Annotated in this window: 19 protein-coding genes; 7 read left to right on the top strand and 12 right to left on the bottom strand. The window is 67.4% G+C overall.

Annotated features, from left to right (window positions below; translation table 11 throughout):
- Positions 1 to 534: 534 nt before the first annotated feature.
- The gene (locus tag HUA74_RS19700) at positions 535 to 2,178 is read left to right on the top strand and encodes an Ig-like domain-containing protein (RefSeq protein WP_174455732.1); all 1,644 of its coding nucleotides are present in this window, start codon (positions 535 to 537) and stop codon (positions 2,176 to 2,178) included.
- A 235-nt stretch (positions 2,179 to 2,413) separates the two neighbouring features.
- Here the strand turns inward: HUA74_RS19700 and HUA74_RS19695 are convergent, their stop codons facing one another.
- The 3 genes from HUA74_RS19695 to HUA74_RS19685 form a co-directional block, all read right to left on the bottom strand.
- Positions 2,414 to 5,125: a DUF4038 domain-containing protein gene (locus tag HUA74_RS19695; protein ID WP_174455731.1), complete on the bottom strand. Its 2,712-nt coding sequence runs from the start codon at positions 5,123 to 5,125 to the stop codon at positions 2,414 to 2,416.
- Positions 5,126 to 5,612: 487 nt separating this feature from the next.
- Positions 5,613 to 7,055, bottom strand: coding sequence for a hypothetical protein (locus HUA74_RS19690; RefSeq protein ID WP_174455730.1), 1,443 nt, complete (start codon positions 7,053 to 7,055; stop codon positions 5,613 to 5,615).
- Between the two features lie 195 nt (positions 7,056 to 7,250).
- On the bottom strand, positions 7,251 to 8,711 hold the full coding sequence (locus HUA74_RS19685) for a hypothetical protein (protein ID WP_174455729.1): 1,461 nt from the start codon (positions 8,709 to 8,711) through the stop codon (positions 7,251 to 7,253).
- Between the two features lie 177 nt (positions 8,712 to 8,888).
- On the opposite strand from HUA74_RS19685, the gene HUA74_RS19680 reads away from it, so the two are divergent.
- Positions 8,889 to 9,197 carry a tol-pal system YbgF family protein gene (locus HUA74_RS19680; protein ID WP_174455728.1) on the top strand — a complete coding sequence of 103 codons (309 nt, stop codon included), beginning with the start codon at positions 8,889 to 8,891 and terminating at the stop codon, positions 9,195 to 9,197.
- Here HUA74_RS19680 and HUA74_RS45180 read toward each other — a convergent pair.
- Both HUA74_RS45180 and HUA74_RS19670 read right to left on the bottom strand, forming a co-directional pair.
- Positions 9,181 to 9,924, bottom strand: a complete 744-nt coding sequence (locus HUA74_RS45180) for a twin-arginine translocation signal domain-containing protein (protein ID WP_217443510.1) — start codon at positions 9,922 to 9,924, stop codon at positions 9,181 to 9,183. The two genes, HUA74_RS19680 and HUA74_RS45180, sit on opposite strands and share 17 nt — an antisense overlap.
- 206 nt (positions 9,925 to 10,130) lie before the next feature.
- On the bottom strand, positions 10,131 to 10,592 hold the full coding sequence (locus tag HUA74_RS19670) for a hypothetical protein (RefSeq protein WP_174455573.1): 462 nt from the start codon (positions 10,590 to 10,592) through the stop codon (positions 10,131 to 10,133).
- 352 nt (positions 10,593 to 10,944) lie between these two features.
- On the opposite strand from HUA74_RS19670, the gene HUA74_RS46850 reads away from it, so the two are divergent.
- Both HUA74_RS46850 and HUA74_RS19660 read left to right on the top strand, forming a co-directional pair.
- Complete coding sequence (locus HUA74_RS46850; RefSeq protein ID WP_371817268.1) at positions 10,945 to 11,736, top strand: Tox-REase-5 domain-containing protein; 792 nt, start codon at positions 10,945 to 10,947, stop codon at positions 11,734 to 11,736.
- A 12-nt stretch (positions 11,737 to 11,748) separates the two neighbouring features.
- Complete coding sequence (locus HUA74_RS19660; RefSeq protein WP_174455725.1) at positions 11,749 to 12,513, top strand: immunity 52 family protein; 765 nt, start codon at positions 11,749 to 11,751, stop codon at positions 12,511 to 12,513.
- Between the two features lie 225 nt (positions 12,514 to 12,738).
- On the opposite strand, the gene HUA74_RS19655 is transcribed toward HUA74_RS19660, so the two are convergent.
- From HUA74_RS19655 to HUA74_RS19630, 6 genes are all read right to left on the bottom strand, one after another.
- Positions 12,739 to 13,098 (bottom strand): OmpA family protein, encoded by a 360-nt coding sequence (locus tag HUA74_RS19655; RefSeq protein WP_174455724.1) that lies wholly within the window; start codon positions 13,096 to 13,098, stop codon positions 12,739 to 12,741.
- Positions 13,099 to 13,109: 11 nt separating this feature from the next.
- Entirely contained in the window at positions 13,110 to 14,471 is a 1,362-nt protein-coding gene (locus HUA74_RS19650) for a sigma-54 dependent transcriptional regulator (RefSeq protein ID WP_141641196.1), read from the bottom strand.
- Positions 14,461 to 16,575: a nitrogen regulation protein NR(II) gene (locus HUA74_RS19645; RefSeq protein WP_141641195.1), complete on the bottom strand. Its 2,115-nt coding sequence runs from the start codon at positions 16,573 to 16,575 to the stop codon at positions 14,461 to 14,463. Before HUA74_RS19645 ends, HUA74_RS19650 begins: the two co-directional genes overlap by 11 nt.
- A 113-nt stretch (positions 16,576 to 16,688) precedes the next feature.
- Positions 16,689 to 17,489, bottom strand: a complete 801-nt coding sequence (locus HUA74_RS19640) for a DUF3014 domain-containing protein (RefSeq protein ID WP_174455723.1) — start codon at positions 17,487 to 17,489, stop codon at positions 16,689 to 16,691.
- A gap of 187 nt (positions 17,490 to 17,676) precedes the next feature.
- Complete coding sequence (locus tag HUA74_RS19635) at positions 17,677 to 18,297, bottom strand: DUF2378 family protein (protein ID WP_141641193.1); 621 nt, start codon at positions 18,295 to 18,297, stop codon at positions 17,677 to 17,679.
- Between the two features lie 125 nt (positions 18,298 to 18,422).
- Entirely contained in the window at positions 18,423 to 19,436 is a 1,014-nt protein-coding gene (locus HUA74_RS19630; protein ID WP_174455722.1) for a LysR family transcriptional regulator, read from the bottom strand.
- Between the two features lie 80 nt (positions 19,437 to 19,516).
- On the opposite strand from HUA74_RS19630, the gene HUA74_RS19625 reads away from it, so the two are divergent.
- The 3 genes from HUA74_RS19625 (at position 19,517) to HUA74_RS19615 (ending at position 24,109) form a co-directional block, all read left to right on the top strand.
- On the top strand, positions 19,517 to 20,416 hold the full coding sequence (locus HUA74_RS19625) for an NmrA family NAD(P)-binding protein (protein WP_174455721.1): 900 nt from the start codon (positions 19,517 to 19,519) through the stop codon (positions 20,414 to 20,416).
- 141 nt (positions 20,417 to 20,557) lie between these two features.
- A complete protein-coding gene (locus HUA74_RS19620; RefSeq protein WP_174455720.1) occupies positions 20,558 to 21,280 on the top strand; it encodes a siderophore-interacting protein in 723 nt (240 codons plus the stop codon).
- 90 nt (positions 21,281 to 21,370) lie between these two features.
- Positions 21,371 to 24,109, top strand: a complete 2,739-nt coding sequence (locus HUA74_RS19615; RefSeq protein ID WP_174455719.1) for a bifunctional acetate--CoA ligase family protein/GNAT family N-acetyltransferase — start codon at positions 21,371 to 21,373, stop codon at positions 24,107 to 24,109.
- Between the two features lie 24 nt (positions 24,110 to 24,133).
- Here the strand turns inward: HUA74_RS19615 and HUA74_RS19610 are convergent, their stop codons facing one another.
- Complete coding sequence (locus tag HUA74_RS19610) at positions 24,134 to 26,761, bottom strand: galactose oxidase-like domain-containing protein (RefSeq protein ID WP_371817267.1); 2,628 nt, start codon at positions 26,759 to 26,761, stop codon at positions 24,134 to 24,136.
- Positions 26,762 to 26,858: the final 97 nt, after the last annotated feature.

Here is a 26,858-nt window from a genome sequence, read left to right as displayed (position 1 = left end):
CGTTCAGAGGCGTCTGCACGCCCTTGATGAGTCCCTGCCCGAAGTGATGCACCCGTCCGGTGGACAGGCCGCTTGAGCCCGCTTGGGGCACATGCCTGCCCAGACCGCGCTCCCCTCAGGTGGGTAGCAGGGGCCTGGACCTCGTGGCGCCGGATGAGCCTCAACACCCGGCGGCCTGGGTTGGCCCTCGTGCCGGGGCCAACCGCGCACAGACTGGCGGACGATCAGCGCCTTGACCCACCCGTGGCCAAGGCGCGCACGCTCAGCCTCGAGCGCTGGGTATCCTTTCGCACCTCGAGGGTGAGGTCGGACGTACGTGCCTTGCGGCTCTTAGGGATGAGATTGGATGTCGGCAATGATTGATCCGGCGCGGGATGCCCTTTCCGCCACTTCAAGAATGACAAGCCTTGCACTACAATGCGCGGAATGCGCACACCTCTCCACGCCGTTCCAGGACTCACCTGCGGGGTCGGGCTGCGGATTCTAACGAGCCTTCTCCCCGCGGCAGCGCTTGCTTGTGGCGAAGACGCGGGGATGAGCGTGGTCATCACCAGTCCCCTCGGTACAGCCTATGTACGCGATGCGGTGACGGTGCAGGTCGCGGTTCATGCGGGCACTCCCGATAGCGTGGAGTTGCTCCTGGATGGCAACGTCCTCGCGAAGCTCGTCGCTCCCTACCAATACACATGGGCCACCACTCATGTGCCAGAAGGCCAGTACCAGTTGACCGCACGGGTCCACCGTGGTTCCACCACCGCCGTGAGTCCGCACCTCGAGGTGGTGGTGGACCGCACGCCGCCGGAACTCATCTCCCGAAGCCCCACGCCTGGAAGTCCCGAGGAGTGGACTGGGGCTATTTCCTTCACGGCTTCAGAGCCGCTCCTCGTCGCCAGTCTCACGGATAGCAGCGTGCAGCTCAGAGCGGGCACGACGCCCGTACGCGCTCAGCGAGAACTCTCCACGGACGGGAAGACCGTGAGGGTTGCCTGCGACGAACCCCTCTCTCTTCCCGTGGACATGACGCTGGACGTCACGGAGCAGGTCTCGGATCTGGCGGGTAACCACCTCATTCGCCCCACTGGCGTCTGGTCGTGGCACGCTCCTGCCTGGCGGCTGTTGGGGGCATCCGTGCATTCCGAGCCTGGTCGATACGCTGTCAGCACCGAGCAGCCATCGCTGGTGGTTCTTCCAAACGGAAAGCCTGTTGTGGCCTTCGAAGAGTGGAACTCCGTCGGCCCCTCTATGACCCTCAAGAGCATCGTCGCGCAATGGGATGGTGGTGACTGGCGCAGCATCGGTCCCCCCAATACCTACGGCTCCGGGAGGCTCGCGCTGGGGCTAGACAATGTCCCGCACTTCGCATGGACAGTCGATAGAACCGACTTTCATCTGCTCCGAAGAGACGGGGCTGCGTGGACTCCCATCCATGAATCCACTGGCAACGGCTATTCGTCGATCAACCGCTTTCTTTTTGGAATCGGCCCCAGAGGCCGCGCTGGCATTTCCGTGACCTGGTTCGACTCGGCCTCTTCGTCGAGCATGTCCTCGGTCCATGTCGGAGGAAGCGGGCCCTGGACGGAGGTACTTCCACCGCGCCGTGCGGAGATCTTCTCGCTGGCCATCGATTCCCTCCAGCGGCCATGGGTGGTGTACCAGGACGCTGGTTCGAATGAGCTGCGGGTGTTGCGTCTGGAGGGAACACAGATTTCAGCAGTCGGCGATTCTCTCCAGGTCGAGGCAGGCTCCTCCTCGGGTTCAGCGTATGCGGCGGATCTGAAGTTCGCGGCGGATGGCACGCCGGTGGTCGCATGGAGGGATGTGTCAAGCCTCTATGTCCAGCGATGGAACGGAACAGCCTGGACGAAGGTGGGGAACGCTCAATCGGTGCTTGGCTTCGGCTTTAGTAAACAGTCGGTCTCCCTGGCACTCGCACCCGAAGATGATGCTCCGGCCGTTGCCGTGGTCCAGTACTCCATGGGGCAGGAGGTGTCGGAACTCCGCGTCGTGGCATGGGACGGTTCTGGCTGGAATACGCTGCTGAGCGGCGTCCCGGCGGACCGGAGCAGCGAGCCCTTGCTTGCGCTCATGAGCGCGGGTCGCGTGGTTGTCGCCTGGGTCGCTCCGGCCAACGCCTCAGAGCCTGGGCCAGCCATGTTGCGCGTCCGCGCCAACCACTGACCCCGTGGAGTGCCATCCAGGGGCGCAAGACGCGAAGCACGCGGCCTGATTACGACCAACATGGCGTCTCAACAATCCGGTGCGGTACAGGGGCCCGCGCCGCGTCCTGGCGCTCACCAGGACGCGGCCGCGGGCTGTCTGAAGTATCAACGGCGGGGTGCTCGCGGTCGGTCATCCAGCGGGCGCTCCTCGACGGGAGGCGCCGCTATGACTCCTCGTCCAGAACGCGGCGGCGCTACGGTGTGAGCGTCGCGTTGAACGAGTAGTGGCCTGCGCCCTGCGTCACGCCGGTGGTGGGGAAGGTGACAGGCATCGCGCCGTACGTCCTGCTGACCCAACGCTCGGTCCCTGACCCGCTGCCATAGGCAAGGACGGTGCTGCCGCTGTTCAACCCCACCACGAGCCAATAGGTACCCGCCGGGAGGGAGACCGGCGTGACGACGTTGACGGTGTTCCACCCGACCACGGGGACGAACGACGTTGTCGTCGCCTTGAGGCTGCCGGGCGCGCCACCAGCGAGGCTGTCATAGACGGCCAGGGTCAGGTTGCCAGTCGAGGTCCCCAAGGCCTTGACGTTGATTCTCAAGGTCTGGAGCGTGGCCGTTTGTGTCAGCGCAACCTGGTTGCCGACCAGCAGATCCGCGAGGCCCGAGTCCGTGCCCGACAGGATGTTCGTCTCACCGATGGTGATTGACGAACTCGAGCTGGTCACGAACGAGTTCACCTGACCCACGCCGGTGCCGTCGGTGCTGCTGGCGAGCGCGCAGAAGTAGTACGTGGTGCCAGCCGTCAGGCCGGTGAGGGGCTGATTGAAGCTGACCGGGGTGCTTCCGCCGCCAAGGCTGACGCCGCCGCTGGTCGGGGCGCGGGTCCCGAAGGTGTCGTTGCAGCTTCCGGGATGGGTCGCGCTGTAGCGGAACCAGCCGGTGGTCGCGGCACCATTGGGGGTGCCCGCCCCGTTCAACGTGGTGCTGCTCGAAGTGACGCTGGTCGCATCCGAGGTGACGACGGTCGGAGCGGCTCCCGTGGCCGAAGTGGTGAACGACAGCACCGCGCTCGCGGGCGTCACTCCCACCGGATTGCTGGCGATGGCGCAGAAGTAGTACGTGGTGCTTGCCGCGAGCCCCGTCACCGGCTGGGTGTACGTGAGCGTCGAGCCGCCGCTGCCCAGGCTCACGCCACCGGTGGCGGGGGCGCGAGTTCCAAAGGTGTCGTCGCAGTTGCCGGGGTGGGTGGAGCTGTATCGGAACCAGCCCGTGCTCTGCGCGCCATGGGGGTTGGCCGAGCCGTTGAGCGAGGCGCCTGATGCGCCGACATTGCTGGCCGCCGAGGTGCTTGCGGTCGGAGCCACGGCGCCGCTGCATGGGGCATTGGTGTTGAGGGTGAGCACCCAGTCGTTGCAGGTGGTGGACTGCGGCGCCGCGTCGTCGCAGTTCGACTGGTGGCTCGTGGTCCACGGAGGGGTGGTGAAGTCCTGGGTCCCGGTGTTGGCGAAACTGGTGCCGACGGTCGTGTACGCACCGTTGGTGGGGTTGAACCATTTGACCGTGGAGGTGCCGCACAGCTTCGTCATGTCCACGCGGACGGTGCGGGACGACGGGATGTAGATGACCACCGCCGACCCGTTGGAGGTCCGCGCGGTCGTCGCGTAGTAGTTGGTCCGGACGGCGTTGTTGCCATAGCAGCTGGTGCTGTTGCTCCCGCTGGTGCACATGCCCTGGGTCACGATGGTGCTCCCGTTGACCGGGTCACCAGGCCCTCGGTCGGGGACCAGGTCCCACCAGTTGAACCCACTGGGACCATCGAAGAAGGTCCGCAAGTGCTGCATGAAGAGGGCGCCTGGGTGCGTCGGGTTGTTGAGCAGGGACTTGTTGGGGAACGGCGCCCCCAGTTGCCACTCATGAGACGCCCCGTAGAGAGTGCCGACGGAGCCGGAGGTGATGGACCACCAGGCGACCTTCCGGGTGTCTCGCCCAGTCACTCCTTCGTCTTCATACTTGGGCTCCATCAGGAAGCTGGGCATGATCGCCGGCAGGGTTCGCCCGTAGTCGACGTGCTGTTTGTAGTAGGCCGCGTTGTAGTTGTAGACGCCGCTGAGGGTGACAAGGCCTCCCCACACCGACCAGTCGCCATCCAGGGAGCTGGTCCCGGTGATGGGGGCGAGCTGGAGCACGAAGAGCTTCGGCTTGACGTTGTCCGTGCTCTTGATTCCGCTCGCCACCGCGGCCATGCGCGCCTTGTCATTGACGTCGACATCGAAGTAGTCGCCGCCCATCCACCAGACGATGTTGTGGTGGTTCTTGTAGCGGTTGCCGAGATACTGACCGTACTGGTTCGCCCGTGTCGCTCCATTCGCGACGAGGGTCTCGTGGAAGCCGACGGGACCGTCGATGGGCGTCGTGAAGAGCACGATGTTGTTCTGGTTGGCGGCCGCCACCAGGGCATCGACCCGGGCGAAGTAGGCCTCGTTCGGCGTGCTCAAGTCCCAGCACGGGCCATAGTCGCAAGTCTGGGCGAGCGTCCCGGTGAAGGGCTTGATGCCGTCCCAGGTGGAGGAGTCAGGTTTGGAGTAGTCCTGAATCAACCAGACATCCGCGGCGTTGACGCCCTGGCTGGCCTTGGTGGCGAAGATGGTATTGAAGTCTGCGGGGTCGACTCCGGTGACGATGGATTGGGGATTGAATCCGTTCACGAGGAACGGGACGTTGTTCTGGTCGACCAGGTAGCGCTGGTTGGCGCTGACCTTCAGCGGGAAGGTGAAGGTAGGCCCGATGCTCTTCTGGCCCGTGGTGTCGAGAGCAACGGCGTCGTCTGAAGTTTCGACCTGCGCCGAACAGGCTGTCATCACCGAGCAGATGGCGCCGAGCAGGGCCATCCGTAGAAGGCGGGCAGGGCGGCCCGATTCAGAAACGCCAACGTCATTGGAACTGCATGTCCATGAGCTCATGAAACAACTCCGAGTAACCCAGCCAGCGAACCGGCTTCGCGGCTGGAATGAGGCACCCTGTTGTGTGCGAACCGGGAAGGAACCCCCGCGAAATCGCGGAGGGGCATCACGTCTGGACGAGGGGTCGTCCAGGCCGTGGTGCTCATCGTGCGGTGAGTGCGGCCCACGCTCCTCTGGAGGTCGGCACGGAGGGAATCACCTGGCAGGCGTCGATGACCTTCCTGTCGAACCGCATTCGCGCAACACCTTCGTCGAGAGTGTGGGGGCTCTACGCATGAGGCCCGCCAGACTTTCCTGGAACTTTACGGGGTGTTTTTCAGCAGCGGGGCCCCCCGGACAAGTCCTGCGCGGTGACGCGCGACCGAGGGCAGCCCCATGCGTGGTGCCGTCCGGCAGTGGGCGCTTCATCCGATAGGCGATGCGGCCGTCCTCCGCTCGTGACAGCCGCTCCAGCGCACCGCGGGCCCGCGCTTCCCACAGGTGCCTGTTACTCCATCGAATCAGTGCCCTGGACCAGTGACATCACATCGAGCTCCGCCCCAACCACATACAAGGGCTCCGGAGGAGTCAAACTCCACGTCAAGCACTGGCCGGCCAGGTTTCTGCCGTAGGCGGGGCCTTCGTGTCTGGGACCTAGATGGAAGGCACGATTCTTTCCGGGAAAGCCCTGCGATTCGTCAATGTAGACGGCGTAGGCGCCGACGGTGCAGGACGCAGGGTAGACATGGGACACCGGTGTCGTGCATGCGGCATCCGCGAAATATCCGGGCTCGAGGTTGATCAAGTGTTGGCTTGGATAGCAGCGAAGCGTGCCCGCGGGGTCCGACCTGAACGTACACCGCGTCTCCAATTGCGTATCGACAATCTGGGTGGGCACCTTCACGGCCCCTCCCAGCTCCACGCCGCGCACGGTGAGTCGGCCATGGGTCTTGAGGTCGACCTCCTTCGCCTCGACCCAATTCCTGGCGGGAAGCTCCGCGCCAGCCCGGTAGTAGCGGACGTACCGTGGCTGAGGCGGCCGAGGCTGGCACCCGGGGTTGTTTTCACCGAGGGAACCATAGACCTGGCTGACTTCCTCGCCGACAGCCACGACATGCAGACCCGAAGGGCACGTCTCTTCCGGATTGGCATACACCGCGAAGCGCGGCGCGGTGCAGAAGAGGTAGGAGGTCGTCGCGAATGCAGGTTCGGTGCACGCCGGGTCTACCGAGGCGGAGGCGCTCGCGCCTGTCGACTCACCCGACGGCAAGCAGCGAAGTGTCCCGTCACGCGCCAACCGAACGGTGCATTCCGTATCGCGGGTGGTGTCTTGGAGCGACTGGAAGCTCTCCGAGCCATCCTCGCCCTTGATGGTGTAGGCCTTGATGCCCCTGCCGCTCTGCTTCTCCTGAAGGACGCCACGAACGAGGTAGTCGCTGGCGGCCACCTCGGGCCCCACCCGGTAGAGGTAGGCGGCGTCTCTCACTTCCCGAACGCAATCTCCGTTGTAGTCCCGCTGGAAGTAGCTCTCACTCCAGGCCTCCCCCACGGTGTGGAAGCGTTGAAGCCCATCACAGGTGCCATCCGTCTTCGAGATGAGGGTGTTGGGGCCCGGAGGGGGGGAGAAGTAGGCGAGGGGGATGGAGCAGTTGGCGTCGGTGTAGCCCTGGAGGCGGCTGTCCTCGGCGTCCGTGATGTTGCCCGTGTCGGAGGCTACGCAGTAGTAGGCCCCATCGGGCGCCGCTTTCTGCCAGGTACAGGGCGTCTGGAACTGGCTGTCATAGAGCTGCTTGAACCAGCGCAAGCCATCGCTCGTGGAGAGGACCCTGGCCTTGAGCCGTGAGCCGTCCACGTGGCGCTCGATGGGCTCCGTCGCCACGGGCTCCGTCGTATCACCGCAGCCCGCTCCCCAGAGTGCGGCCAGGACCAGCCCGGTATAGATGCGCCCCATGATGTTCTCCTCGAATGAGTCGATACAGGGCGTGGCATGACGGCCGCGCCCAGCCAGCGCTCGAGCCGGCATCCGTCCTTTATCGTGCCGAGGAGAGGTGATGGCAACCCGCCGGGTGTGATGGCCAACCAACAGGGGCCTCTTCTTGACTTCCGTGCGGGAGGCAACGGCCCCGCGAGCCTGAAGCCGGCACCCTCAATTCATCGATTCAGTCCCCTCGACGAGCGAGGTCGCCTCGATTTCCGCCCCAACCTCATACACGGACGCTGGCGGCGCCCCCTCCAGCTCCGCGCATCTTCCCGCTTGGGCACCGTCCGCCTGGACGACATAGACGGGGCCTTCGTGCTGGGGGCCCAGATGGAAGGCGCGGTACCGCAGCCGAGGGCCCTGGGCGAAGTCCACGAAGACGGCGTACCCGCCGACAGTGCAGGGCGCGGGGAAGACAGGGGACACCCGCGTCGTGCATGCGGCATCCGCGAAGTATCCGAGCTTGAGGTCGATGCCGTGGCCCGCGGGGAAGCAGCGTTCCGTGCCCGAGGGGTCTGGATTGAAGAAGCACTCCGTCCCCAACTGTGTGTCGAAGAGCCTGGCGGGAACCTTCACCGCCCCTGCCACCTCCGCGCCGCGCACGATGAGACGGCCATGCGCCTTGAGGTCGATCTCCTTCGCCTCGGGCCAGTTCGTGGCGGGAAGCTCCGCGCCCGCCCGGTAGTAGCGGCCCTCCCGTGACCCAGGTGTGAGTGGCCGGCACGTGGGGTCGACTGCACTGGCGGGCGCGTAGACCTGGGTGACTTCCTCTCCAACCGCGATGACCTTCAAGTTCGGAGAGCACGCATCGTCCCCGTCGCTCATCAGCGAGAATCGAGGCCGGGTGCAGGCGCGGGGGGTGAACGTGGTGAGCGCGGGCTCGGTGCATGTCGGGTCCACCGAGACCGAGGCGAGCCAGCCCCTGGGTTCGCTGCTCGGAAGGCATCGAAGCTTCCCGTCACGCGCCCGGTTGACGACGCAGTTTGTGTCGTGGGTGGTGTCCTGGAGCGTCTCGAAGGTCTCCGACCCATCCTCGCCCGCGATGACGTAGGCCTTGATGCCCCCGCCACTCTGTTTCTCCCGCAGGGTCCCTCGAACGAAGTGGTCGCCAGTCACGAGCTCGGGGCCTATCCGGTAGTGGGTGGAGTGGCCCAGCGGTTCCCGGATGCAATCCCCGGCCTGGTTCCGGCGGTAGTAGGCCCCCGTCCAGGGCTCCCCCACGGAGTGGAAGCGTTGCAGCCCTTCGCAGGGGTCATCTGACCTCCTGATGAAGGTGTTCGGACCCGGCGCCTGGAAGAGGTCAGCGAGCGGGTCGGTGCACTCGGCGTCGGTGTATTCATCGTCGTGGCTGAAATGCGAGCCACCTCGGGACACCAGGCCCACGCCGTCGTCCACACAGTAGTAGGCACCATCGGGCGCGGCCTTCTGCCAGAAACACGTTGCCTGTCGCTGGCTGTCGTAGACCCGCTGGAACCAGCGCAGGCCATCGCTCGTGGAGATGACCTGGGCCTTGAGCCGTGAGCCGTCCACGTGGCGCTCGATGGGCTCCGTCGTCACGGGCTCCGTCGTATCGCCGCAGCCCGCTCCCCAGAGTGCGGACAGGATCAGCCCGGTATAGATGCGCCCCATGATGTTCCCCTCGTATGAGTCGATACAGGGCGCGGGATGCCGGCCGCGCCCGGCCAGCGCTCGGGCTGGCCTCGTCTCCCTATCGTGATTCGAAGAGGTTGATGTCACTGCGATGTAACCGCGAGTCCGTCGCCCGCATCTCCCTGCTCGATTCACGAGCGCATCCAGGCGCTCTGCGTGGAGGAAGACGCACTCGCGGAGGAGGGGGACCCCGCGGCGGCGTTGCGGTCCTTCAAGACCGCGTTCCAGCTGAGCCCCGAGCCGTGGCTGGACCAAGAGGCCACCACGTGGGTCCGCACGGCCATCGGTGACATGTTCTTCCAACTGGGAGATTTCGCGCGGGCACGGACCGCGCTCCTGGATGCGGTCCGGGCGCCCGAGGGTCTGCTTCCTCAAGACGCCGCTGCGCCCACCCCAGGGCGCCTGACGCCCAGGGGTGGACTGTCGCGGGATGCCCGGTGGTGCGCCATCACCGGCCCAGGGTGATGACAACGTCGGCCGAGAAGGTCCTCGCCCTCATCCCGACCCTTCGGTCGCCAAACAGGCAGATTTCCTTGCAGTGGTCGAAAGCCCTCCCGTCCCCAGGGATACAAGCGGTGAGCGCGTCCCCGCCCCAGCCTGCTCCATCATCGGCCTCGGCCATGAAGTAGACCCACGACTCCTGCGTCGTGAGGACATGGACCTCCTGATTCAGGCCGATTCCCCACCACCCGCGTGTCAGGTGCCCCCCCAGCGAGCCCCCACAGCTGGCGGCGGCGGGGAACGCGATGCAAATCCAGATGAATGAACCGTAGGTGTTGCGAAAACGCACCTGCCGGTTGCTTGCCTTGGTTTCGCCATCCAACGAGACAACCCGCGGCTGGGTCATCAAGTCTGGGATCGCCGGAGGACCGCCCTGGATGATGCCTGGAGGTTCGTACACGGTGTTGAACGGATTGAGATCAATCCGTGGGCGCGTCTGATAGCCGCGTCCGGGCGAAGGGGGGACGCCGTAGGGCCCGGTTGGGGCCGGGAGGTCACTCCCCTCGGCGGCCCATGCATTGGACGGCCGCACGGGGAGAATCCCGCTGGCGCCCATGCCCAACACCGCGCCCGCGCGAAGAAAGCTCCGCCTGTTCATCGAAGGCCTGTTTGATTGATGCATACGAGTCCTCTCGGGCTCGAAGAGGCCTTGTCGGAAACGCGGGCCGCCTCGAGCCTGAATCGACTTCATGCAAAGCAGCCTGCCCTTGCATGCCGTTCCGACCGCCGTCATGCAATCGGTTTGCATCTTAATGAGTGGCACGTCCGGGCCCTGGGCATTCCCATGGCGTCTGTCTGGAACCCGACAGCCGTGCCCCTCCGAGGCAGTGATTGTGCCAACAGGGGGGCTGGTCTTGATTCAAGAGCGTGCGGAGCCGCCCTTGGCGGCTCAGTGCCTCAAGCGGCGGCGCGGAGCTGCTCCACGTAGGCCTGGGCGGCGGAGGCCTCCACGCCATGCAGTCGCGCCATGTCGCGCGCGATGGCGGAGGGGTCATCTCCCATGCGCAGTTGCATGCGGATGTTGTGCTCGAAGGGCTGGAGGATTCGCAGCGCGTCCGCGCCTCGGGCTTCCTTGACGACGGGCGCCGCGCGCCGGCGCGAGCGGCCCATCTCCGCGCGGGCCTGCACGTAGGTGACGATGTTGGACAGCAGGTAGTACCAGGTCACGAAGAAGGAAATCGTGCCCCACCAGCCCAGGGTGACGTTGCGCAGCGTGTGGTGCCAGAACGCCTTGCCCAGACACGCCCGGCACAGGTCGGCGGCCGTCGTATGGGAGCGACGCGCGAACAACATGCCCACGTTGTGGTGCAGCTCAACAAAGACCGTCGTCTCGGACCGGGAACAGTGGTCGCATCGCATGGCGGCGCACCCTAACGGGTTCCTTGCCCGCGTTCGAGTACTCGGATTCAAGCCCGAAAAGCCGGGCGATCCGCGCAACTCCAATGGACATGGGAGATCACCGGGAACATGGGGCCGCGGATGCCCTGGCGGCCCCGGGTCCACCTCGAGTCCCGCGCGTCACCCCGAACCACGGTGGCGTGTGAGCGTCACCCGCGTCCGTGGACCCCCCGAGCGCTTTCCACGCGGCCCTCCCAAACCTCAGGCGCTGCCGAACGCTGTCTGTATAAACGACCCCGCGCGGCTCTCCACCTCACAGCAGGCCGCGCAGTCATCTCACGAATGCTCTGTCTCATCCGCGTGGACAGGTTCCGTGGCGGTGGGGCAGATCTTCTCGACGTCGCCCGCTGACAACCTCGCGGCGCTGAACCAGATGCCTGCCGCCGTGGCGGCCCTGCTGGCCTCGTCGCCTGAGTATCTGGAGCGATTCCAGTACATGCCGCGAGGCGAGCAGGTGCAGGCCGTCTCCAAGCTGGTGACGAACCTGATCGCCACCTGGGGCACAGCGTCTGCCGCAACCCGCACGCTGCAAGGTGCGGCTGTTGCTACGGCCGAGGTGCCAGTGCTTTCGCTATCTGCCCAAGGCGCGCTCGTCATGGGTCGTGTCGCGGTGCCGGTGGGGCGAGCGGCGGCGGTACTGAGCGGTGGGCCTGGAGCGGCGATCATCCTCCAGCGGGCGAAGGGGGCCTCGCCGTCGAAAGGGCCTGGCCAGTGGGGACCGGTCAATGAGTCCATGAAGCCGCCTGCCCGTCGTTACCAGGAACAGGTTACGGGCCACTCTGCCGATGATGCCTACTGGGTCGGCGGCATGAGCACGCAGACCGGCGGCGTGAAGTTCGACGGATTCAAGGACGGCGTGCTGTTGGAGGCCAAGGGACCTGGCTATGCGAAGTTCTTCGAGGGGCTGGAGCCCAAGGAGTGGTTTCGGAACTCCGGAGCAAAGGGGCTCGTTGAGCAAGCAGAGCGCCAGAGCAGAAAGGTTCGGGGCATGGGTATCCCCGTCCGGTGGCATGTCGCGGAGAAAGCGGCTGCCGATGCCTTGCGCGAATTCTTCAAGAACGCTCGGGTTGTAGGGGTCGAAATCGTCCACACCTCAGCTCTCTGAGTGGATAACCTCATGACCGTGAAGCTCGAATCCGAGACCTATCCCGACACCTACTTTGTCGGTGCCTACTGGGGGCCGCGCAAAGAGCCTCCCAAGGAGTGCGCCCACCGCACAGCGGACTTCCTCAACCTCTTGGCCAAGTGCGACCCGTTCCTGGCCGACTGGTACATGCCCACCAAGTCGCGCAAGGACGCGCGCAAGCATCCCCTCATGCCGCCTGACATGACTACGCTCGCTGAGATGTTCAGGCGAGGCGTCAACCGGGAGAAAGGGGGGCCCATCTTTGAGGACTTGGGCTTTAGCTTCTGGTTCGACAATGGCGGAACCGGCCGTGATTGTGCAGCCCTGCGCATCCACTGCGGCGGATACGCGGAAGCGTTCTCTAACTCCTGTTTCTTGTCACTCCCCAGCCAGGGCGCGAACGCGGAGCGATTATTCACGGCCCCTGCCTTGTCTTGCGTAGTGCGCAGCATGGCTCTTGCCTGGGAACCTGACTGGGTCGCCGCCATGTCCCGCACGCATCGGGATCTTGACGACAAGGACGGCAAGACTGACGTGTGGCTTGGCTGGGCGACGTACCTTGCACGTCACCGGGGCACGGTGCCTCCGCTTCCTGCTCCAGTGCGCATCGAGCCGGTGGGGGACCGAGGCACGCTCATCATCCTGACTCCCGAGCGATTCACCGTGACGAACCCGGAACATGTTGCGCTGTCGAGGCGCGTGCGTGAGCTGCTAGACCGAGCGGGGTTGTTGAAGCCGGTTCAGCCCCAAGCGTAGAAGAGTGGGGGACCCGAGTCGCCCGCTACTCGGCTCCACAACGCGGGCCGGTTCGAGCGCAAGAAGGGGACATGCTCATTTCCCCCATAGAGCCCCTCCCTGGGGGGAATCTGGCGGGACGGAGCGGTACGGGGCGGGATGGCGGAGGTCCAAAGTCCCCAGGAAAATCGCGGGGCAAGGCGACCCTGCCTGGATATGGGCGACAAACCCGCCCAAGCCCCCAGCTCAGTTCATCCACTCCGTCGAAACCCTCAGCTCCGCGCGCCGGTTCTTCTCCAGCTCCGTCGTCGACAGCGGCCGTTCCTCTCCAAACGACAGCGTCGACAACCGCGCCGGCTCCACACCCAGTCGCCGCAGGTAATCCCTCACCACGGAAGCACGGCGCTGGCCCAGGTTGTACTCCGTCGTCCCCAGCTCACACGTGTGCCCGGTGATGTTCACCCGTGCCTGGGGCCTCTTGCGCAGCGCGTCCGCGAGCTGCGTCAACGTGTCGCGGAACTCGGGGCGCAGCGTCGTCGAGTCGAGCTCGAAATAGACAGGCTCCAGGGCCAGGGGGAGCAGGTCCGTGTCTGAGGGCTCGGTCATGGTACCTCTGGCTATTTGCCTTCCGACCGCTCCCGACGGTGGATGGTGGAGACATCAATCCCGAGCAGCTCCGCCGCTCGCGTCTTGTTCCCGCCGCACCGCGCGACGGCCCATGCGATGTACTCGCTTTCCAGCCGGCGCAGGGGAATGACTTCCCGTTGCGCCTCCAACAACGGGTGTTCCTCCGCGCCGCCCTCGCTGACGTGGGGACGGAGCTGCTCCAGGTCCACCGTGTCCCGGGTCCCGAGCACCACCAGCCGCTCCACCAGATTCTCAAGCTCTCGCACATTCCCGGGCCAGCGCTGCGCACACAGCGCCGACACCGCCTCCTGTGCGAAGCGCTGCACCGGAGACCTTGGATTCCTCGCCCGCGCCTGCTCGAGGAAGTGCTCGGCCAGCGCGGGAATGTCCTCGGGCCGCTCCCGTAGCGGCGGCGCCTGCAACGTCACGACATTCAGCCGATAGAACAGGTCCGCCCGGAATCGGCCCTCCTTCACCCGGGCCTCCAAGTCCTGGTGCGTCGCGGCCACCACCCGCACGTCCACCATCCGCGAACCGTCCGCCCCCACCGCCCGCACCTCGCCCTCCGCCAGCACTCGCAACAGCCGTGCTTGCAGCTCCGGCGCCATGTCCCCGATTTCATCCAGGAACAGCGTGCCCCCATCCGCCTCCACGAAGAGACCGCGCCTCGCGCTCGTCGCTCCGGAGAACGCCCCCTTCACATGGCCGAACAGCTCACTCTCCAGCAGCGAGTGGGGCAGGGCGGTGCAATTGACGGCGACGAAGGGACCCGCGCGACGCGTGCCCTCGAAGTGAAGGGCCCGCGCAATCAGCTCCTTGCCACTGCCACTCTCACCCCGCACCAGCACCGGCGCGCTGGACCAGGCCACGCGCTCCACCAGCGCATACAGCGCCCGCATCGCCGCGCTGCGCCCCACCATCGCCCCCAGCCGGCCCCGGTCCTCCGCCTGCTGCTTCAGCGTGCGGTGCTCGGAGCGCACCCGCCGCTCCTCCAGCGCGCGGCCCACGTAAAGCCGCACCTCGTCCAGCCGGAAGGGCTTGGCGAAGTAGTGCCACGCCCCGCGCTTCATCGCCTCCACGGCGTTCTCCACGCCGCCGAACGCCGTCATCATCAGCACCGGCAGGTCCGGGTCCAGCTTGCGCGCCGTCTCCAGCACGTCGAAGCCATCCACGTCCTGCATGCGCAAATCACAGATGACGGCGTCGTACACCCCGGCGCGAAGCTGCGCGATGGCATCCGCGCCTCCCGAGGCCACATCCACCGCGTAACCCGCATCGGACAAGGGCTCGCGCAGCATCTGTCCCATCTCGACGTGGTCATCGACGACGAGAACCCGGGCTCTAACCGACATGTTGCTCCTCTCGCGCGGGGGCCGCGGCGGGCCATTGCAGCATCACACGCGTCCCCTGACCGGGTGCGCTGTCCAGCTCGATGCGCCCGCCATGGTTCCGGACAATGTGCGCCACCATGGTCAGCCCCAGGCCCGTGCCCAGTCCGCGCTTCTTGGTGGTGAAGAATGGATCAAACACTTGATGCAGATGTCTCGCGGCGATGCCGCAGCCGTCATCCTCGACGGTGATGCGCACCCGACCCCAGGCCCCCGACGCATCCGCCTCGCCCGGCGTCGCCGTCAGCCTCACCCGTCCCCCCGGCTCGCACGCATCACACGCGTTGAGCAGCAGGTTGACGAGCACCTGCTGGAGCTGGTCCGAGTCCGCCGCCAACGCGGGCAACGGCTGCGACACGTCCATGCTCAGCACCACGCGCCGCCGCTCCGTCTCGACGCGCAGCAGCTCCTGCACGCTCTTCACCACGGACGGCAGCGTCACCGCACGCGACTCGGCGGGCTGCAGCCGCGAGAAGTCCAGCAACTGCCGGATGGTGCGGCTCACCCTGTCTATCTGCTCGACGATGGTCCCCAGCCCCGCGGACTGCGGGTGCTCGGGGCCCAGCTTGTCCTGCACGTATTCGGCGCGGCCCCGAATGACACCCAGCGGGGTGCCAATCTCATGCGCGATTCCCGCCGCCAGCACGCCCACCGTCGCCAGCTTCTCCGCGCGCAGCAACTGTCCCTCCAGCGCGCGCAGGTTGCTCAGGTCCTCCAGCACCAACAGCGTGCGGACGTCGGGCTGGTGCGGCTCCAAGGGCACCGCGTGGACGTTGTACTGTCCTTCCTCCGCGAAGAGCCGCAGCGGCTCGCCGTGCAGACTGCGCACGCGGTTGTCGCCGCCCGCCGCGTTCACCAGCTCCTCCAGTCGCTGGATGACGGGCGCGTGGGCCTGCGGGAACGCCGCCGCCAGCGTCGAGCCCACCACATCCGGCGGCATCTTCGTGCTCAGCGCGCGATTCGCGGAGGTGATGCGTCCCGTCGTCGACAGGGCCAGCACGCCCGTGGGGATGTGGTCGAGAATCTTCTGTGTCTTGTCGTGCAGGTGCGCCAGCCGACTCGCGTGGCGCAGGCTCTCCTGGAGGGCCACGGCGCGGCTGCGCGCCAGCACCACATACACACCGAACGCGATGAGGAAGGACGAGAACAGGAACGCCGCGAAGGACAACCGCAGCACCAGGCTCCGCTCATGGGAGCGCAGCCCTCGCGTGGAGGACAGTGTCGCCAGCGGCCACAGCGCGCCGTTCTTGATGCGCACCGGTACGAAGCTCGCCACCACCTCCGCGTCTCCCAATCCCAACCCCACCGCCTCCGTCCGCTCAATCACCAGCGAACCCGCTTCACCCGCGAGCATGCGCCGTGACAGCGCCGCGAGCCCCGGAGTGCCACGGACATCCGTGGCGAGCCCCTGATAGCGAGCCGCCAGCGTCGGCGCGCTCAGCGCGGTGGGCGCTCCATGCGCGCCGAGCAACAAGAGATGGGTGTCGCTCTCCGCGGTGAGCAGCTTCAGCGGCGCGAACAGCGGCTCGGCGTCCACCAGCACCACCACCGCGCCTCCGCCCCCGGGAGCATCCTCGGGCAGCGAGGTGGCGAAGGCCCGCAGCCACCCCGTCGAATCCCCGGACAGCGGAGGCGAGGACGCGATGTGACCCGAAGCTCCCTCCAGCACGCTCCTCGCGGTGCGGGCCAGCTCCTCCGCCGGGTATTGCTTCGCGAGCGACGCGCCCGTGCGCTTGTCCAAAAGCCGCAGCCGCTCCTTCCCATCCGGCCCGAAGACGACGATGGCCTTGTATTGCCCCACGGCCTCCAACAGCGCGCGCAGCTCGCGACGGTGCTCCTCGGCCGTGCCCGGCTGGGACAGCAACTCACCCGTGAAGCGCAGGTCCTCGCCCACGTCCTCCAGCGCCTCGGACACCCCTCGCGCGGCCTCCTGGAGCTGGGCCTGTCGCTCGCGGGCGAACTGGTCCACCAGCGCCTGCCTGTCCCGCTGGATGAAATACACGGCGCCGCCGATGACGCCGGTGAGCGCCGTGCACAGCAGCAAGACTGGCAGGAGGGAGGAGCGCATGAGGGCAGATACCAACATCCCGGCGCGAGGGGGTGGGGGAAGCCCGTCAGGGGGCTCCCTCCCCGGGAACCGGCTCGTCGCGTCGGAGGCCCACTCGGGGGGCTGGCGGGGCCTCAGGGCCTCGAGGCCTGCTGGTTGAGCTTCTGCGACACCTCGCGGACCTTGCCCTGGATGTGGCGCAGGTTCGTCGGACCCATCCGCAACAGGTGCTTCTGCGCGGGAGTGAGCGCCTCCAGCGCGGGGTCCGCGTAGACGTGCAGTGCGCCCTTCGCCACCACCTCCACGTCCCCGTCGAGCACCGGCACCGCCAGCACCTGCTCGAAGGCCCGTCGGAGCGTCGCCTCGAGGGAGCTGCCCGGCGGCGCGCTCTCCTGGTGGAGCCGCTCGGCCAGCCGGTGCACCTCGCGCCAGGTGTCCACCAGCACCGTGGAGTCGAGGCTGCCCACCACCCGGCCCAGCGTGTCGTACCGGGTGTAGCCCTTCTTTCCGACGAGCGTCCGGCCCTCGCGGGTGCTGCTCACCTGGAAGTCCCCGGACGGCGCCAGGAAGGCGACCACGGCCCGAGGACTCTCTCCGCTGGCCATGTTGGACACCACGGCGACGAAGCGGCGCAGGAGGTCCGCCTCCCGCAGCCAGGCGCCGAACTGCGACATCGACGAGGCCCCCGAGAGCCGCGAGCGCAGGAGCGCGTCGACCTCCGCCGTGGGCGGCAGGGGCGCATCCGGAGCCCGGTCCACCACCGAGGGCACCCCGGGCGCCTGGGCGACGACGACGGTCGGCGTGTCGGGCGCTCCATGGAGCAGGCCGTGCCAGACCCCGGCTCCCGCGAGCACCGCCGCGACCAGAATCACCAGCCCCCAACCCCAGAGCGCGCCCCGTTCGAGCTTCACCATCGCACCGCCGTCGTTGTCCATGTGTCCTCCGCGACCGGACCCAGGGATTGCAGCGGTGATGCCAGCGGGAAGGGGACAGGGTGGGCGGCGAGGCTTCACTCGGGAGCGCGTGCTCCCGGAGCCGTCAGCGCGCCCGCTCGCAAGCCACGCGAGCATGGCGTTCCGCGCGCCACCCTGGCGGATTGCACCGGGGGCGCGCGGGACTCACTCAGGCCCGGGGCCGAGGCGCGCCCGCGGAACCGGCCGCCGGGGGCGGCATGGCCGACTCGGCCGTGACTTCCGCCCAACGGATGTGGAACGTCGCCGACGTCCCGTCGAACTCCTCGGGTAGCACCACCACCCGGAAGCCCCCACACAGCTCCACCGCCCGAGCCAGCAGCCCCGCGGAGAACGTGGGGACGTCCGCCAGCACATCGTTCATCCGCAGCTCCACGAAGGTGGGGCTGCGCTCAACGATTTCGACCACACTGAAGTTGTTGCCGGCGCGAAAGCCCATCCCCGCGCGCAGCAGCATCCGCCGGGGGCCTGCCAGCCGGACGACGCCCAGGAGCGCGCGGCCAAAGAAGGTCCCGAAGTAGGCGTCCATGAACCGCTCGCCCAGCGAGTAGTACGCGGCTTCAGCGGGAACTCCGCCGTAGACGTGCCCAGCGGCGATGCGGAGGAACTCCTTCCACTGCTCCAGCGAATACGTCCGCCCAAGCTTCTGGTCGAGGTCCAGGCCCGCACGGCGCAGGTGCTCCCGACACGCTGGCGTGAGGCGGTTCTCGAGGGCGCGCACGAAGAGCGCTTCCACGGTTTGCGTGAAAATCAGCTTCTCGGAAGAAGTCATAGGGTCGCACCCTACACCGGTCGGCCCGTCGGATGCTCGCCCACAGGTGAATTGACGTTCAGTGTCCCTGTCGGCGAGCGACAGCCGGCCTGCTCCGTCCTGAAAAGCGCTGGATTCCCATGGGGTTAGCGCTCATCACGCGGTGCGGCGGCGGCGCGGGAGACCATGCCGCGCAGCCACCGGTGGGCCGGTTCATCGTCGAAACGCTCATGCCAGACCTGGAGGACGTCGAACGGTCTCAGGGAGACGGGCGGAGGAAGGATGCGCAGGGGGCAGAGGTCGAGGAAGAGCTCGGCCAGTCGGCGGGGGGCGGTGAGGACGTGGTTGGAGCGGACCATGGAGATGGCGGCGGTGAGGAAGTAGGGAATCCGCAGGCCGATGCGTCGACTGCGGCCCAGGCGCTCCAGCGCGATGTCCACGGCGCCCGCTCCCTCGCCCCGGGGGCTGACGAGGACATGGGGCAGGCGCAGGTACGTCTCCAGGTCCAGCTCCTCCTTCACCAGGGCGTTGTCGCGACGGACGACGCACACGAAGTCCTCCGTGAAGAGCTTCTGCTGGCGCAGCGCGGGGGCGGGGTCCGGGTAGGCGCCGATGACCAGGTCCACCTCGCCGCTCTCCAACTGGGCCTCCACCTGGGAGACGACGAGGGGGCGGATGGTGAGGTCCACGCGGGGGGCCTCGTCGTCGAACATCTCCAGCAGCGGGGGCAGCAGGGCGGCGGCGAAGTAGTCACCCGAGGCGATGGTGAAGCGCCGCGCCGAGGTGCGGGCCTCGAAGACGGACTCGTTGCGCAGCGCTCGTTGGACCTCCAGCAGTCCCCGGTGGAGTGGGGCGGCGAGCTGTTCGGCGCGCGGGGTCCGAATCATCCCTCCCCGGCCCCGGATGAGCAGGGCGTCTCCGAACTGCTCCCGGAGCTGCCGCAGGGCGTGGCTCATGGCGGACTGGGTGATGCCCACGCGCGCGGCCGCCCGGGTGACGTTGCCTTCCGTGAGCAGCGCATCCAGGGCCACGACGAGGTTGAGGTTGACGCCGGACAGGTCCAGTCCCGTGTTCGACGGCTGGCTCGGCGCGGGGGCGACGCGCGGTTTGCGTCGGGTGGGGACGCGGCTCTTTCCTCTGGCAACATGTGACTTGCTCATGTGCCAATGAATAACATGCGATGGCCTCATGATGGGGGTGGGAACACTCTGGAGCCATCTCGAAGTCACCGGAGGCGTCCATGAGCATCGTCATCAACACCCCGAATGGAAACATTGGCCGGAACCTCGCCCTGCGGCTGCTGGATGCGGGGCAGTCCCTCACCCTCATCAGCCGGAGCGCGGAGAAGGTGGCGGACCTGGTGACGCGTGGCGCGAAGGTGGTGGAGGGGTCCTCGGACGACGCGGCCGTGTTGGACAAGGCCTTCGCCGGAGCCTCGGCGGTCTTCTGGCTGACGCCGCCCGCCATGCGCCCGGACTTCGTCGAATGGACCCAGGCCATGGGGCGACTGGCGGCGCAGAAGGCGAAGCAGCATGGAGTGAAGCGCGTGGTGGTGCTGTCCAGCGTCGGCGCGCAGTCGGGTCCAGGGACGGGGCCGGTGGGCGTGCTCCTCGCGGTGGAGGAGGCCTTCAAGGCCGCCGTCGCCGACGTCACCATCCTCCGTCCGGGCTACTTCATGGAGAACCTGCTGCGCGACCTGCCGTCGCTCGTGAACGCGAGCACGCTCTTCCTGACGACCTCTCCCGAGCGCCGCGCCCCCTTCGTCGCGACGGTGGACATCGCGCACAAGGCGGCGGACGTGCTGCTCGACGCGGGCTGGAAGGGGCACCGGTACATCGGCGTTCACGGGCCCCAGGACCTCACGTACACGGAGGTGGTGGGCATCCTCTCGCGAGAGCTCGGGCAGCCCGTGCGCTACGTGCAGGTCTCCTTCGACGACGCGCGCAAGGCGATGCTGGGCATGGGTCTGCCCGGGTTCATGGTCGACCTCTTCGTGCAGATGTACGAGGCCATCCCCGAAGGACGGATGGACGCGGCCGAGCCCCGGTCCGCGGAGACCACCACGTCCACGACGCTGGCTCAGTGGGCACGAGAGGTCCTCAAGCCCGCGGTGGCGCAGGCTCGCGCGTCCGCGGCGTAGCGCGCGGTGGGCCTGTCCCTGTGTGGCTTCACACTTCTTCATGAGCGCGTCATCTCTGTTCATCCCGGTGGGCTGGGATGGCGCGAGAATGGCGCCCGTCAATCAAGCGTGACGGGTGTCACCGAACGTGGAGCGAGAAGCATGGCGTCGGGGCAGGCAATCATCGGCGGGCTGCTGGGGCGGTTCCTGTTCAAGGAAGCGCGAGTGGGACAGGTGCGGGACGTGTCGCCGCACTTCCGCTGGATGGAGTGGGTGGGCGAGGGGCTGCGTGACGTCGAATGGAGCCCGGGGGACAAGGTGCAGGTCTTCCTTCCCGACGTGGGCATGCGGACGTACACGCCGCTGGGCTGGGACTCGACGCTGGGGTCCACGCGCTTCCTCGTCTACATGCACGGCGACAGCCCCGGCGCGCGATGGGGCCGCGACCTCAAGGTGGGAGACCGCTGCCAGTTCTTCGGGCCGAGAGGCTCCCTCGCGCTCAAGTCGCTCCCCGGGCCCGTGGTCCTCTTCGGGGACGAGACGTCGTTCGCCGTCGCGCACACGCTGAAGTACCTGAAGGCGGGCTCGGCGGACGTCGAGCACGTGTTCGAGGTCTCCTCGCGAGGAGAGTCGGAGGGGGTGCTGGGGGAGCTGGGCCTCGCGGGCGCCTCGGTGGTGGAGAAGCGGTCGGACGAAGCGCATCTCGCGGACGTGGAAGCCCGGCTGCGGGCGGCGCTGGAGCGACGGCGTGGCGCGCACCTGGTCCTGACGGGGCGGGCGCACGCCATCCAGGCCGTGAGGGCCCGGCTCCGTTCGAGCGGTGTCGCGCACGCGGGGCAGAAGGTGAAGGCGTACTGGGCCGAGGGGAAGAGCGGTCTCGACTGAGCGATAGAGCCGGGCGGATGACGGCTGCCGCACGGTTGACGAGTGAAGCGCTTGCGTGCGCGCCCGCACCGCTTCAAACACGATGCCCTCATGGACGAGCGCGCGACTGGCCCCCGGAAGTCGGACCCTTCCTACAACGTGCTGCACCAGCAGGGCACGCGGCAGCCGTTGGATGTCATCTTCAAGCCGCGCAGCGTGGCGGTGGTGGGTGCCAGTGAGCGTCCGGGCAGCGTGGGGCGCACCGTCCTCTGGAATCTCATCAGCAATCCCTTCGGCGGCACCGTCTATCCCATCAATCCGAAGCGCCCCAACGTGCTGGGCATTCGCGCGTGGCCGTCGCTGCGTGCGTTGCCGGAGCCGGTGGACCTGGCCGTCGTCGTCACGCCCGCGCCCGCCGTGCCCGATGTCATCCGCGAGTGCGCGGAGCTGGGCGTCCAGGGCGCCATCATCATCTCCGCGGGCTTCAAGGAGACGGGCGAGGCGGGCGCGCGGTTGGAGCGGGAAATCCTCCAGATTGCCCAGGCGGCGCGGATGCGCATCATCGGCCCCAACTGTCTGGGAGTGATGCGTCCGCCCACGGGCTTCAACGCGACATTCGCCGGGTCGATGGCGCGCCCGGGCAACGTGGCCTTCATCAGCCAGAGTGGCGCGCTGCTCACCGCCATCCTCGACTGGAGCCTGCGTGAGTCAGTGGGCTTCAGCGCCTTCGTCTCCGTGGGTTCCATGCTGGACGTCGGCTGGGGCGACCTCATCGACTACCTGGCCGATGACCCGATGACGCGCTCCATCCTCATCTACATGGAGTCCATCGGGGATGCGCGAGCCTTCCTCTCCGCCGCGCGCGAGCTGGCGCTCACCAAGCCCATCATCGTCATCAAGGCGGGGCGCACCGCGCAGGCCGCGCAGGCCGCCGCGTCCCACACGGGCACGTTGACGGGCAGCGACGAGGTGCTCACCGCCGCGTTCCGTCGCACCGGTGTGCTGCGCGTGGAGTCCATCTCCGACCTCTTCTACATGGCGGAGACGCTGGCGAAGCAGCCGCGCCCGGCGGGTCGTCGCCTCACCGTCCTCACCAACGCGGGCGGGCCCGGCGTGCTCGCCACGGACGCGCTGGTGTCGGGGGGCGGGGAGCTGGCGGTGCTCGGCGACGAGACGCGGAAGGCGCTGGACGGCTTTCTGCCGCCCCAGTGGAGCCACGGCAATCCGGTGGACGTGCTGGGCGACGCGGACCCGGAGCGTTACGCGAAGGCCCTGGAGGTCGCGGGGAAGGACCCGAACAGTGACGGGCTGTTGGTCATCCTCACGCCGCAGGACATGACGGAGCCCACGCAGACGGCGGACCGGCTCAAGCCCTACGCGAAGCTCTCCGGCAAGCCGGTGCTGGCGAGCTGGATGGGCGGCTCGGAGGTCGTCGCGGGCGAGCGCATCCTCAACGACGCGGGCATTCCCACGTTCGGCTATCCCGACACGGCCGCGCGCATCTTCAATTACATGTGGCGCTACTCGTACAACCTCGCGGGCCTGTACGAGACGCCGACGCTGGCCGAGGAGCCCACGGGCGGGAGGGACGCGGCGCGGCGACTGGTGGACGCCGCGCGCGCGCAAGGGCGCACGCTCCTGACGGAGCACGAGTCCAAGCAGTTGTTGGCCGCCTATGGCATCCCCACCGTGGAGACGCGGCTCGCCACCACGGAGGAGGGCGCGGTGGTCCAGGCGCAGGCGCTCGGATATCCCGTGGTCCTCAAGCTCCACTCCTTCACGGTGACGCACAAGACGGACGTGGGCGGCGTGCGGCTCGACCTTCCGGACGCGGAGGCGGTGCGCGCCGCGTTCCGAGGCATCCGCGAGCGACTGGTGGAACTGGGGCAGGGGGAGGCCTTCGACGGTGTCACCGTCCAGCCCATGGTGAAGCTGGGTGGCTACGAGCTCATCGTGGGCAGCAGCCTGGACCCGCAGTTCGGTCCGGTGCTGCTCTTCGGCGCGGGCGGGACGCTGGTGGAGGTGTTCAAGGACCGGGCGCTGGGGCTGCCTCCGCTGAACACGACGCTCGCGCGGCGGATGATGGAGCAGACGCGCATCCTCCAGGCGCTGCGCGGGGTGCGCGGGGCGAAGCCGGTGGACCTGCCGGCGCTGGAGCGGCTGCTCGTGCGCTTCGGTCAGCTCGTCGTCGAGCAGCGCCTGGTGAAGGAGGTGGACATCAACCCCTTGCTGGCCTCACCGGAGCGATTGCTCGCGCTGGACGCGCGTGTGGTGCTGCACCCGCCCGACGTGACGGAAGCGGAGCTGCCCAGGCTCGCCATCGAGCCCTATCCGCAGCAGTACGTGTCCCCGTTCAAGATGAAGAGCGGCGAGGAGCTGTTGCTGCGGCCCATCCGTCCGGAGGACGAGCCGAAGATGGAGCGCTTTCACCGGACGCTCTCCGAGCAGACGGTGTTCCTGCGCTACGCGGGGCTGATGCAGTTGAGCACGCGCGTGGCGCACGAGCGGCTGGCGCGCATCTGCTTCAACGACTACGCGCGGGAGATGGCGCTGGTGGCCGAGCGGCGCGGCGGAGAGATTCTGGGGGTGGGGCGGCTGACGCGGCTGAGGGGGACTCGGGACGCGGAGTTCGCCATCCTCATCAGCGACGAGGTGCAGCACCAGGGCCTGGGCTCGGAGATGCTGCGGCGACTGGTGGAGGTGGGCCGCGCGTGGGGCATGCAGCGCATCGTCGCGGACATCCTCGCGGGCAACCGCGCCATGCAGAACGTCAGCAAGCGGCTGGGGTTCTCCATCCTCCCCCACGAGGAGCTGGCCCCGGACATGGTCAAAGCGGTGAAGGTGCTCTGAGTCACATCCGGGGCCGCCAGGTGGCTACTTCGCTTCGAGGTTCAGCTCGAGGTCGAACGCCACGTCGCTCGACTCCGCGTTGGCCTGCTTCACCATCACCGCGATGATGTTCTCCCCCACGACGAAGGCCGAACCGTCGAAGCTGGCCGTGCTGATGACGGCGTCCTTCAACACGCCGCTGGCGAAGGTGCCATGGCCGAGGCCGTTGTCGGCGTACCGCGAGTAGACGAGCTTCCCGTTCACCCAGATGGCCACGCCGTCGTCATGCAGGACGCGGAGGTTGGCGGTGCGGATGGCCTCGCCGAGCGTGAGCTTCTTGCGGAAGTAGACGCTCGGTTGGAGGGGCGTCGTCTTGGTGATCACGGTGTGCTCGTCCCCGTCGCCGTAGCCGAGCTTCGCGGGGCCCGAGCGCCACGCGCCGTCGTCGAAGTTGAGCGACGTCCACTGCGTGCCCGGGTTCACGTTGCGGTCATCGAAATTCCAGTACTCGCCGAAGGCGATGGCCTGGAACTGGGGCGTCCGGGAGATGGTGAAGGGCAGGTCCGTGCGATCATCGATGTCCGGCCGCGAGGCGTCCGAGATTCGCAGCACGCCCTTGGCCGTCTCGGTGCCCGGCACCGCCCACTCATAGAAACCGATGTTCGGGATACCCTGGTCGACCGTGGTCCAGTTGGCCCCGTCGTCGGGCGAGAACTGCACCCTCACGTTGTCGACACCCGCGCCGTGGGTCATCCACTGGAGCATCTGGACGTTGCCCGGGCGCAGCGTCTCGCCGCCGTTGGGGCTCTCCATGATGAGGGCATCGTGCTGCATGCCGTCGGTGGCCACCTTCAGCTCCAGGTCGAAGGACAAATCACTGGAGGTGGCGTTCGCCTGCTTCACCATGACGGCCAGCGTGTTCTCTCCCATCAAGAAGCGAGAGCCGGGGATGGTTGTCTCGCTCAGGCTGTTGTCGGAGGCGGTGCCGGAGGCATAGGCCGAGTGCGCGGTGGAGCCGACGTACTTGGAGAACACCTGGGTACCATTGAGGAACACCGCCACGCCGTCGTCGTGAATCACCTGGAGCGTGGCCTGCTCCACCATGCCGTGGACGGTGAACTTGCGGCGGAAGTAGACGGTGGGCTGCGCCGGCGTCGTCTTCGTCATCTTCGTCTCCTCGTCCGTCTCGCCATAGCCGAGCTGGGCCAGGCCCTTCTTCCAGGACGCGTCGCTGAAGCCAGGGGACGTCCAGGCGGAGCCCGGGTCGACGTTGCGGTCGTCGTACTTCCACTCGGAGCCGAATGCCACCGCGGTGTAGCCGGTGTTGGGAGGAGGGTCGGTCGGGGGCGGCGTCGTGCCTCCTCCGCCAATGCGGATGATCTTCGCGACCGACGGCACCTTCTTCGAGTTGAGCAGGAACAGCATGTAGTGCCCGGGCGGCGCCACGTTCGGGTTGGGCGGCGCGACGACGTTGATCCCTCCTCCGCTGGCGGTGAAGCGCAGCTTCATGAAGCGCTGGTTCTCGTCGAAGGCGTGGGTGACGGAGCCCAGGCGAACCCACGATGCCATGGTGATGCTGGCCGCCTCGGGGGTGTTGACGCGGAAGGTCTCTCCGTAGGCGATGGACGCGGGCGCGGAGGCGATGGTGGGGCGCGGGCCATTGAAGAGGTACGGCGGGGAGAAGACCTGCATCGTCTTGACGTTGCGGCTGCCCGCGGAGAGCACGCGCCCGTCCGGCAACAGCAGGGTGGTGGAGTGGTAGCCGCGATAGGCCGACGCGGGCGCGAGCACCGACCACTGCTCGGTGACGGGGTTCCACAGCTCCGTCTCCAGGCGGGGGTACTTGGGGTTGTCGGTGCCGGGGCCGCTGTGGCCGCCGGTGATGAGCACCGTGCCGTCCGGGAGCACGGTGCTGTTGTGCTGGCGGCGCACGTAGCGCATGGGCGGCACCGTGCGCCAGGTGGGCTTCGTGGCGTTGAGCTCCAGAATCTCCACGTTGTTGGTGGGGGGATTGTCGCCACCGGTGACCAGCACCTTGCCGTCGTCATACATCACCGCGCTGCCCGCGTTGCGGCTGTGGGCGTAGCTGGTGCGAGGCCCGGAGGTCCAGGAGCCGGTGCCATCCGTGTCGAGGAAGCGCGCGGGCTTCCAGTACCCCGCCATGAGCGTCTTTCCCGTGTTCGTCACGAACATCCACGGGTAGTACATGAGGTCCAGGCTCGCGCCCGTCAGGTTGCGCCAGGAGTTCTTCGACGTCTGCCAGACTTGAGGAATCAGGTTCTTGGTCCTGTCCTCCTTCGCGCCGCCAATCACCAGCATGTCCCCGTTGGCGAGCGTGGTGACGGTGGGGTACCAGCGGCCGGCGTTCATGTTCGGCAGCCGCGTCCAGGTGAGCTTGAAGGGGTCGAAGGTGGCGGCGTAGGGCAGGCCGGAGTCATTGTCGATGTGGCCCCCCGCCACGAACAGCCGACCGTCCGGCATGAAGGCGTGGCCCGCGCAGAAGATGTTGAAGCCCGCCTTGGGCAGCGTGGTGAGGACGTTGGTCTGCGGGTCCCAGAGCGTGGGGGTGTCGCCGTCTCCGAATTCGGAGAAGAACATCACCTTGCCCGTGGGCAGCAGGTGGGTGTGGACCGCCGAGTACGGCCATTTCTGGACGGCGGTCCATTGTCCCACGGAGGCGGGTTGTGCCTGGGCGACCGATAACGAGGCCCAGGCAGCGAGAAAGGCAAGACGCCACGGATGGAACATCAGGCTGCCCCTTTGTTGGTCG

It is taken from the genome of Myxococcus sp. CA051A (assembly GCF_013336705.1).
GTDB classification, from domain to species: Bacteria; Myxococcota; Myxococcia; order Myxococcales; family Myxococcaceae; genus Myxococcus; species Myxococcus llanfairpwllgwyngyllgogerychwyrndrobwllllantysiliogogogochensis.
Note: the sequence above shows the minus strand (reverse complement) of the source record. Positions and strands in the feature narration are given on the sequence as shown.

Bases quoted from the DNA above. Each gene is read 5' to 3' on its own strand.
- HUA74_RS19700 (WP_174455732.1), top strand. From the start codon at position 535: ATGAGCGTGGTCATCACCAGTCCCCTCGGTACAGCCTATGTACGCGAT.
- HUA74_RS19695 (WP_174455731.1), bottom strand. From the start codon at position 5,125: ATGAGCTCATGGACATGCAGTTCCAATGACGTTGGCGTTTCTGAATCG.
- HUA74_RS19690 (WP_174455730.1), bottom strand. From the start codon at position 7,055: ATGGGGCGCATCTATACCGGGCTGGTCCTGGCCGCACTCTGGGGAGCG.
- HUA74_RS19685 (WP_174455729.1), bottom strand. From the start codon at position 8,711: ATGGGGCGCATCTATACCGGGCTGATCCTGTCCGCACTCTGGGGAGCG.
- HUA74_RS45180 (WP_217443510.1), bottom strand. From the start codon at position 9,924: ATGAAGTCGATTCAGGCTCGAGGCGGCCCGCGTTTCCGACAAGGCCTC.
- HUA74_RS19670 (WP_174455573.1), bottom strand. From the start codon at position 10,592: ATGCGATGCGACCACTGTTCCCGGTCCGAGACGACGGTCTTTGTTGAG.
- HUA74_RS19660 (WP_174455725.1), top strand. From the start codon at position 11,749: ATGACCGTGAAGCTCGAATCCGAGACCTATCCCGACACCTACTTTGTC.
- HUA74_RS19655 (WP_174455724.1), bottom strand. From the start codon at position 13,098: ATGACCGAGCCCTCAGACACGGACCTGCTCCCCCTGGCCCTGGAGCCT.
- HUA74_RS19650 (WP_141641196.1), bottom strand. From the start codon at position 14,471: ATGTCGGTTAGAGCCCGGGTTCTCGTCGTCGATGACCACGTCGAGATG.
- HUA74_RS19645 (WP_141641195.1), bottom strand. From the start codon at position 16,575: ATGCGCTCCTCCCTCCTGCCAGTCTTGCTGCTGTGCACGGCGCTCACC.
- HUA74_RS19640 (WP_174455723.1), bottom strand. From the start codon at position 17,489: ATGGACAACGACGGCGGTGCGATGGTGAAGCTCGAACGGGGCGCGCTC.
- HUA74_RS19635 (WP_141641193.1), bottom strand. From the start codon at position 18,297: ATGACTTCTTCCGAGAAGCTGATTTTCACGCAAACCGTGGAAGCGCTC.
- HUA74_RS19630 (WP_174455722.1), bottom strand. From the start codon at position 19,436: ATGAGCAAGTCACATGTTGCCAGAGGAAAGAGCCGCGTCCCCACCCGA.
- HUA74_RS19625 (WP_174455721.1), top strand. From the start codon at position 19,517: ATGAGCATCGTCATCAACACCCCGAATGGAAACATTGGCCGGAACCTC.
- HUA74_RS19620 (WP_174455720.1), top strand. From the start codon at position 20,558: ATGGCGTCGGGGCAGGCAATCATCGGCGGGCTGCTGGGGCGGTTCCTG.
- HUA74_RS19615 (WP_174455719.1), top strand. From the start codon at position 21,371: ATGGACGAGCGCGCGACTGGCCCCCGGAAGTCGGACCCTTCCTACAAC.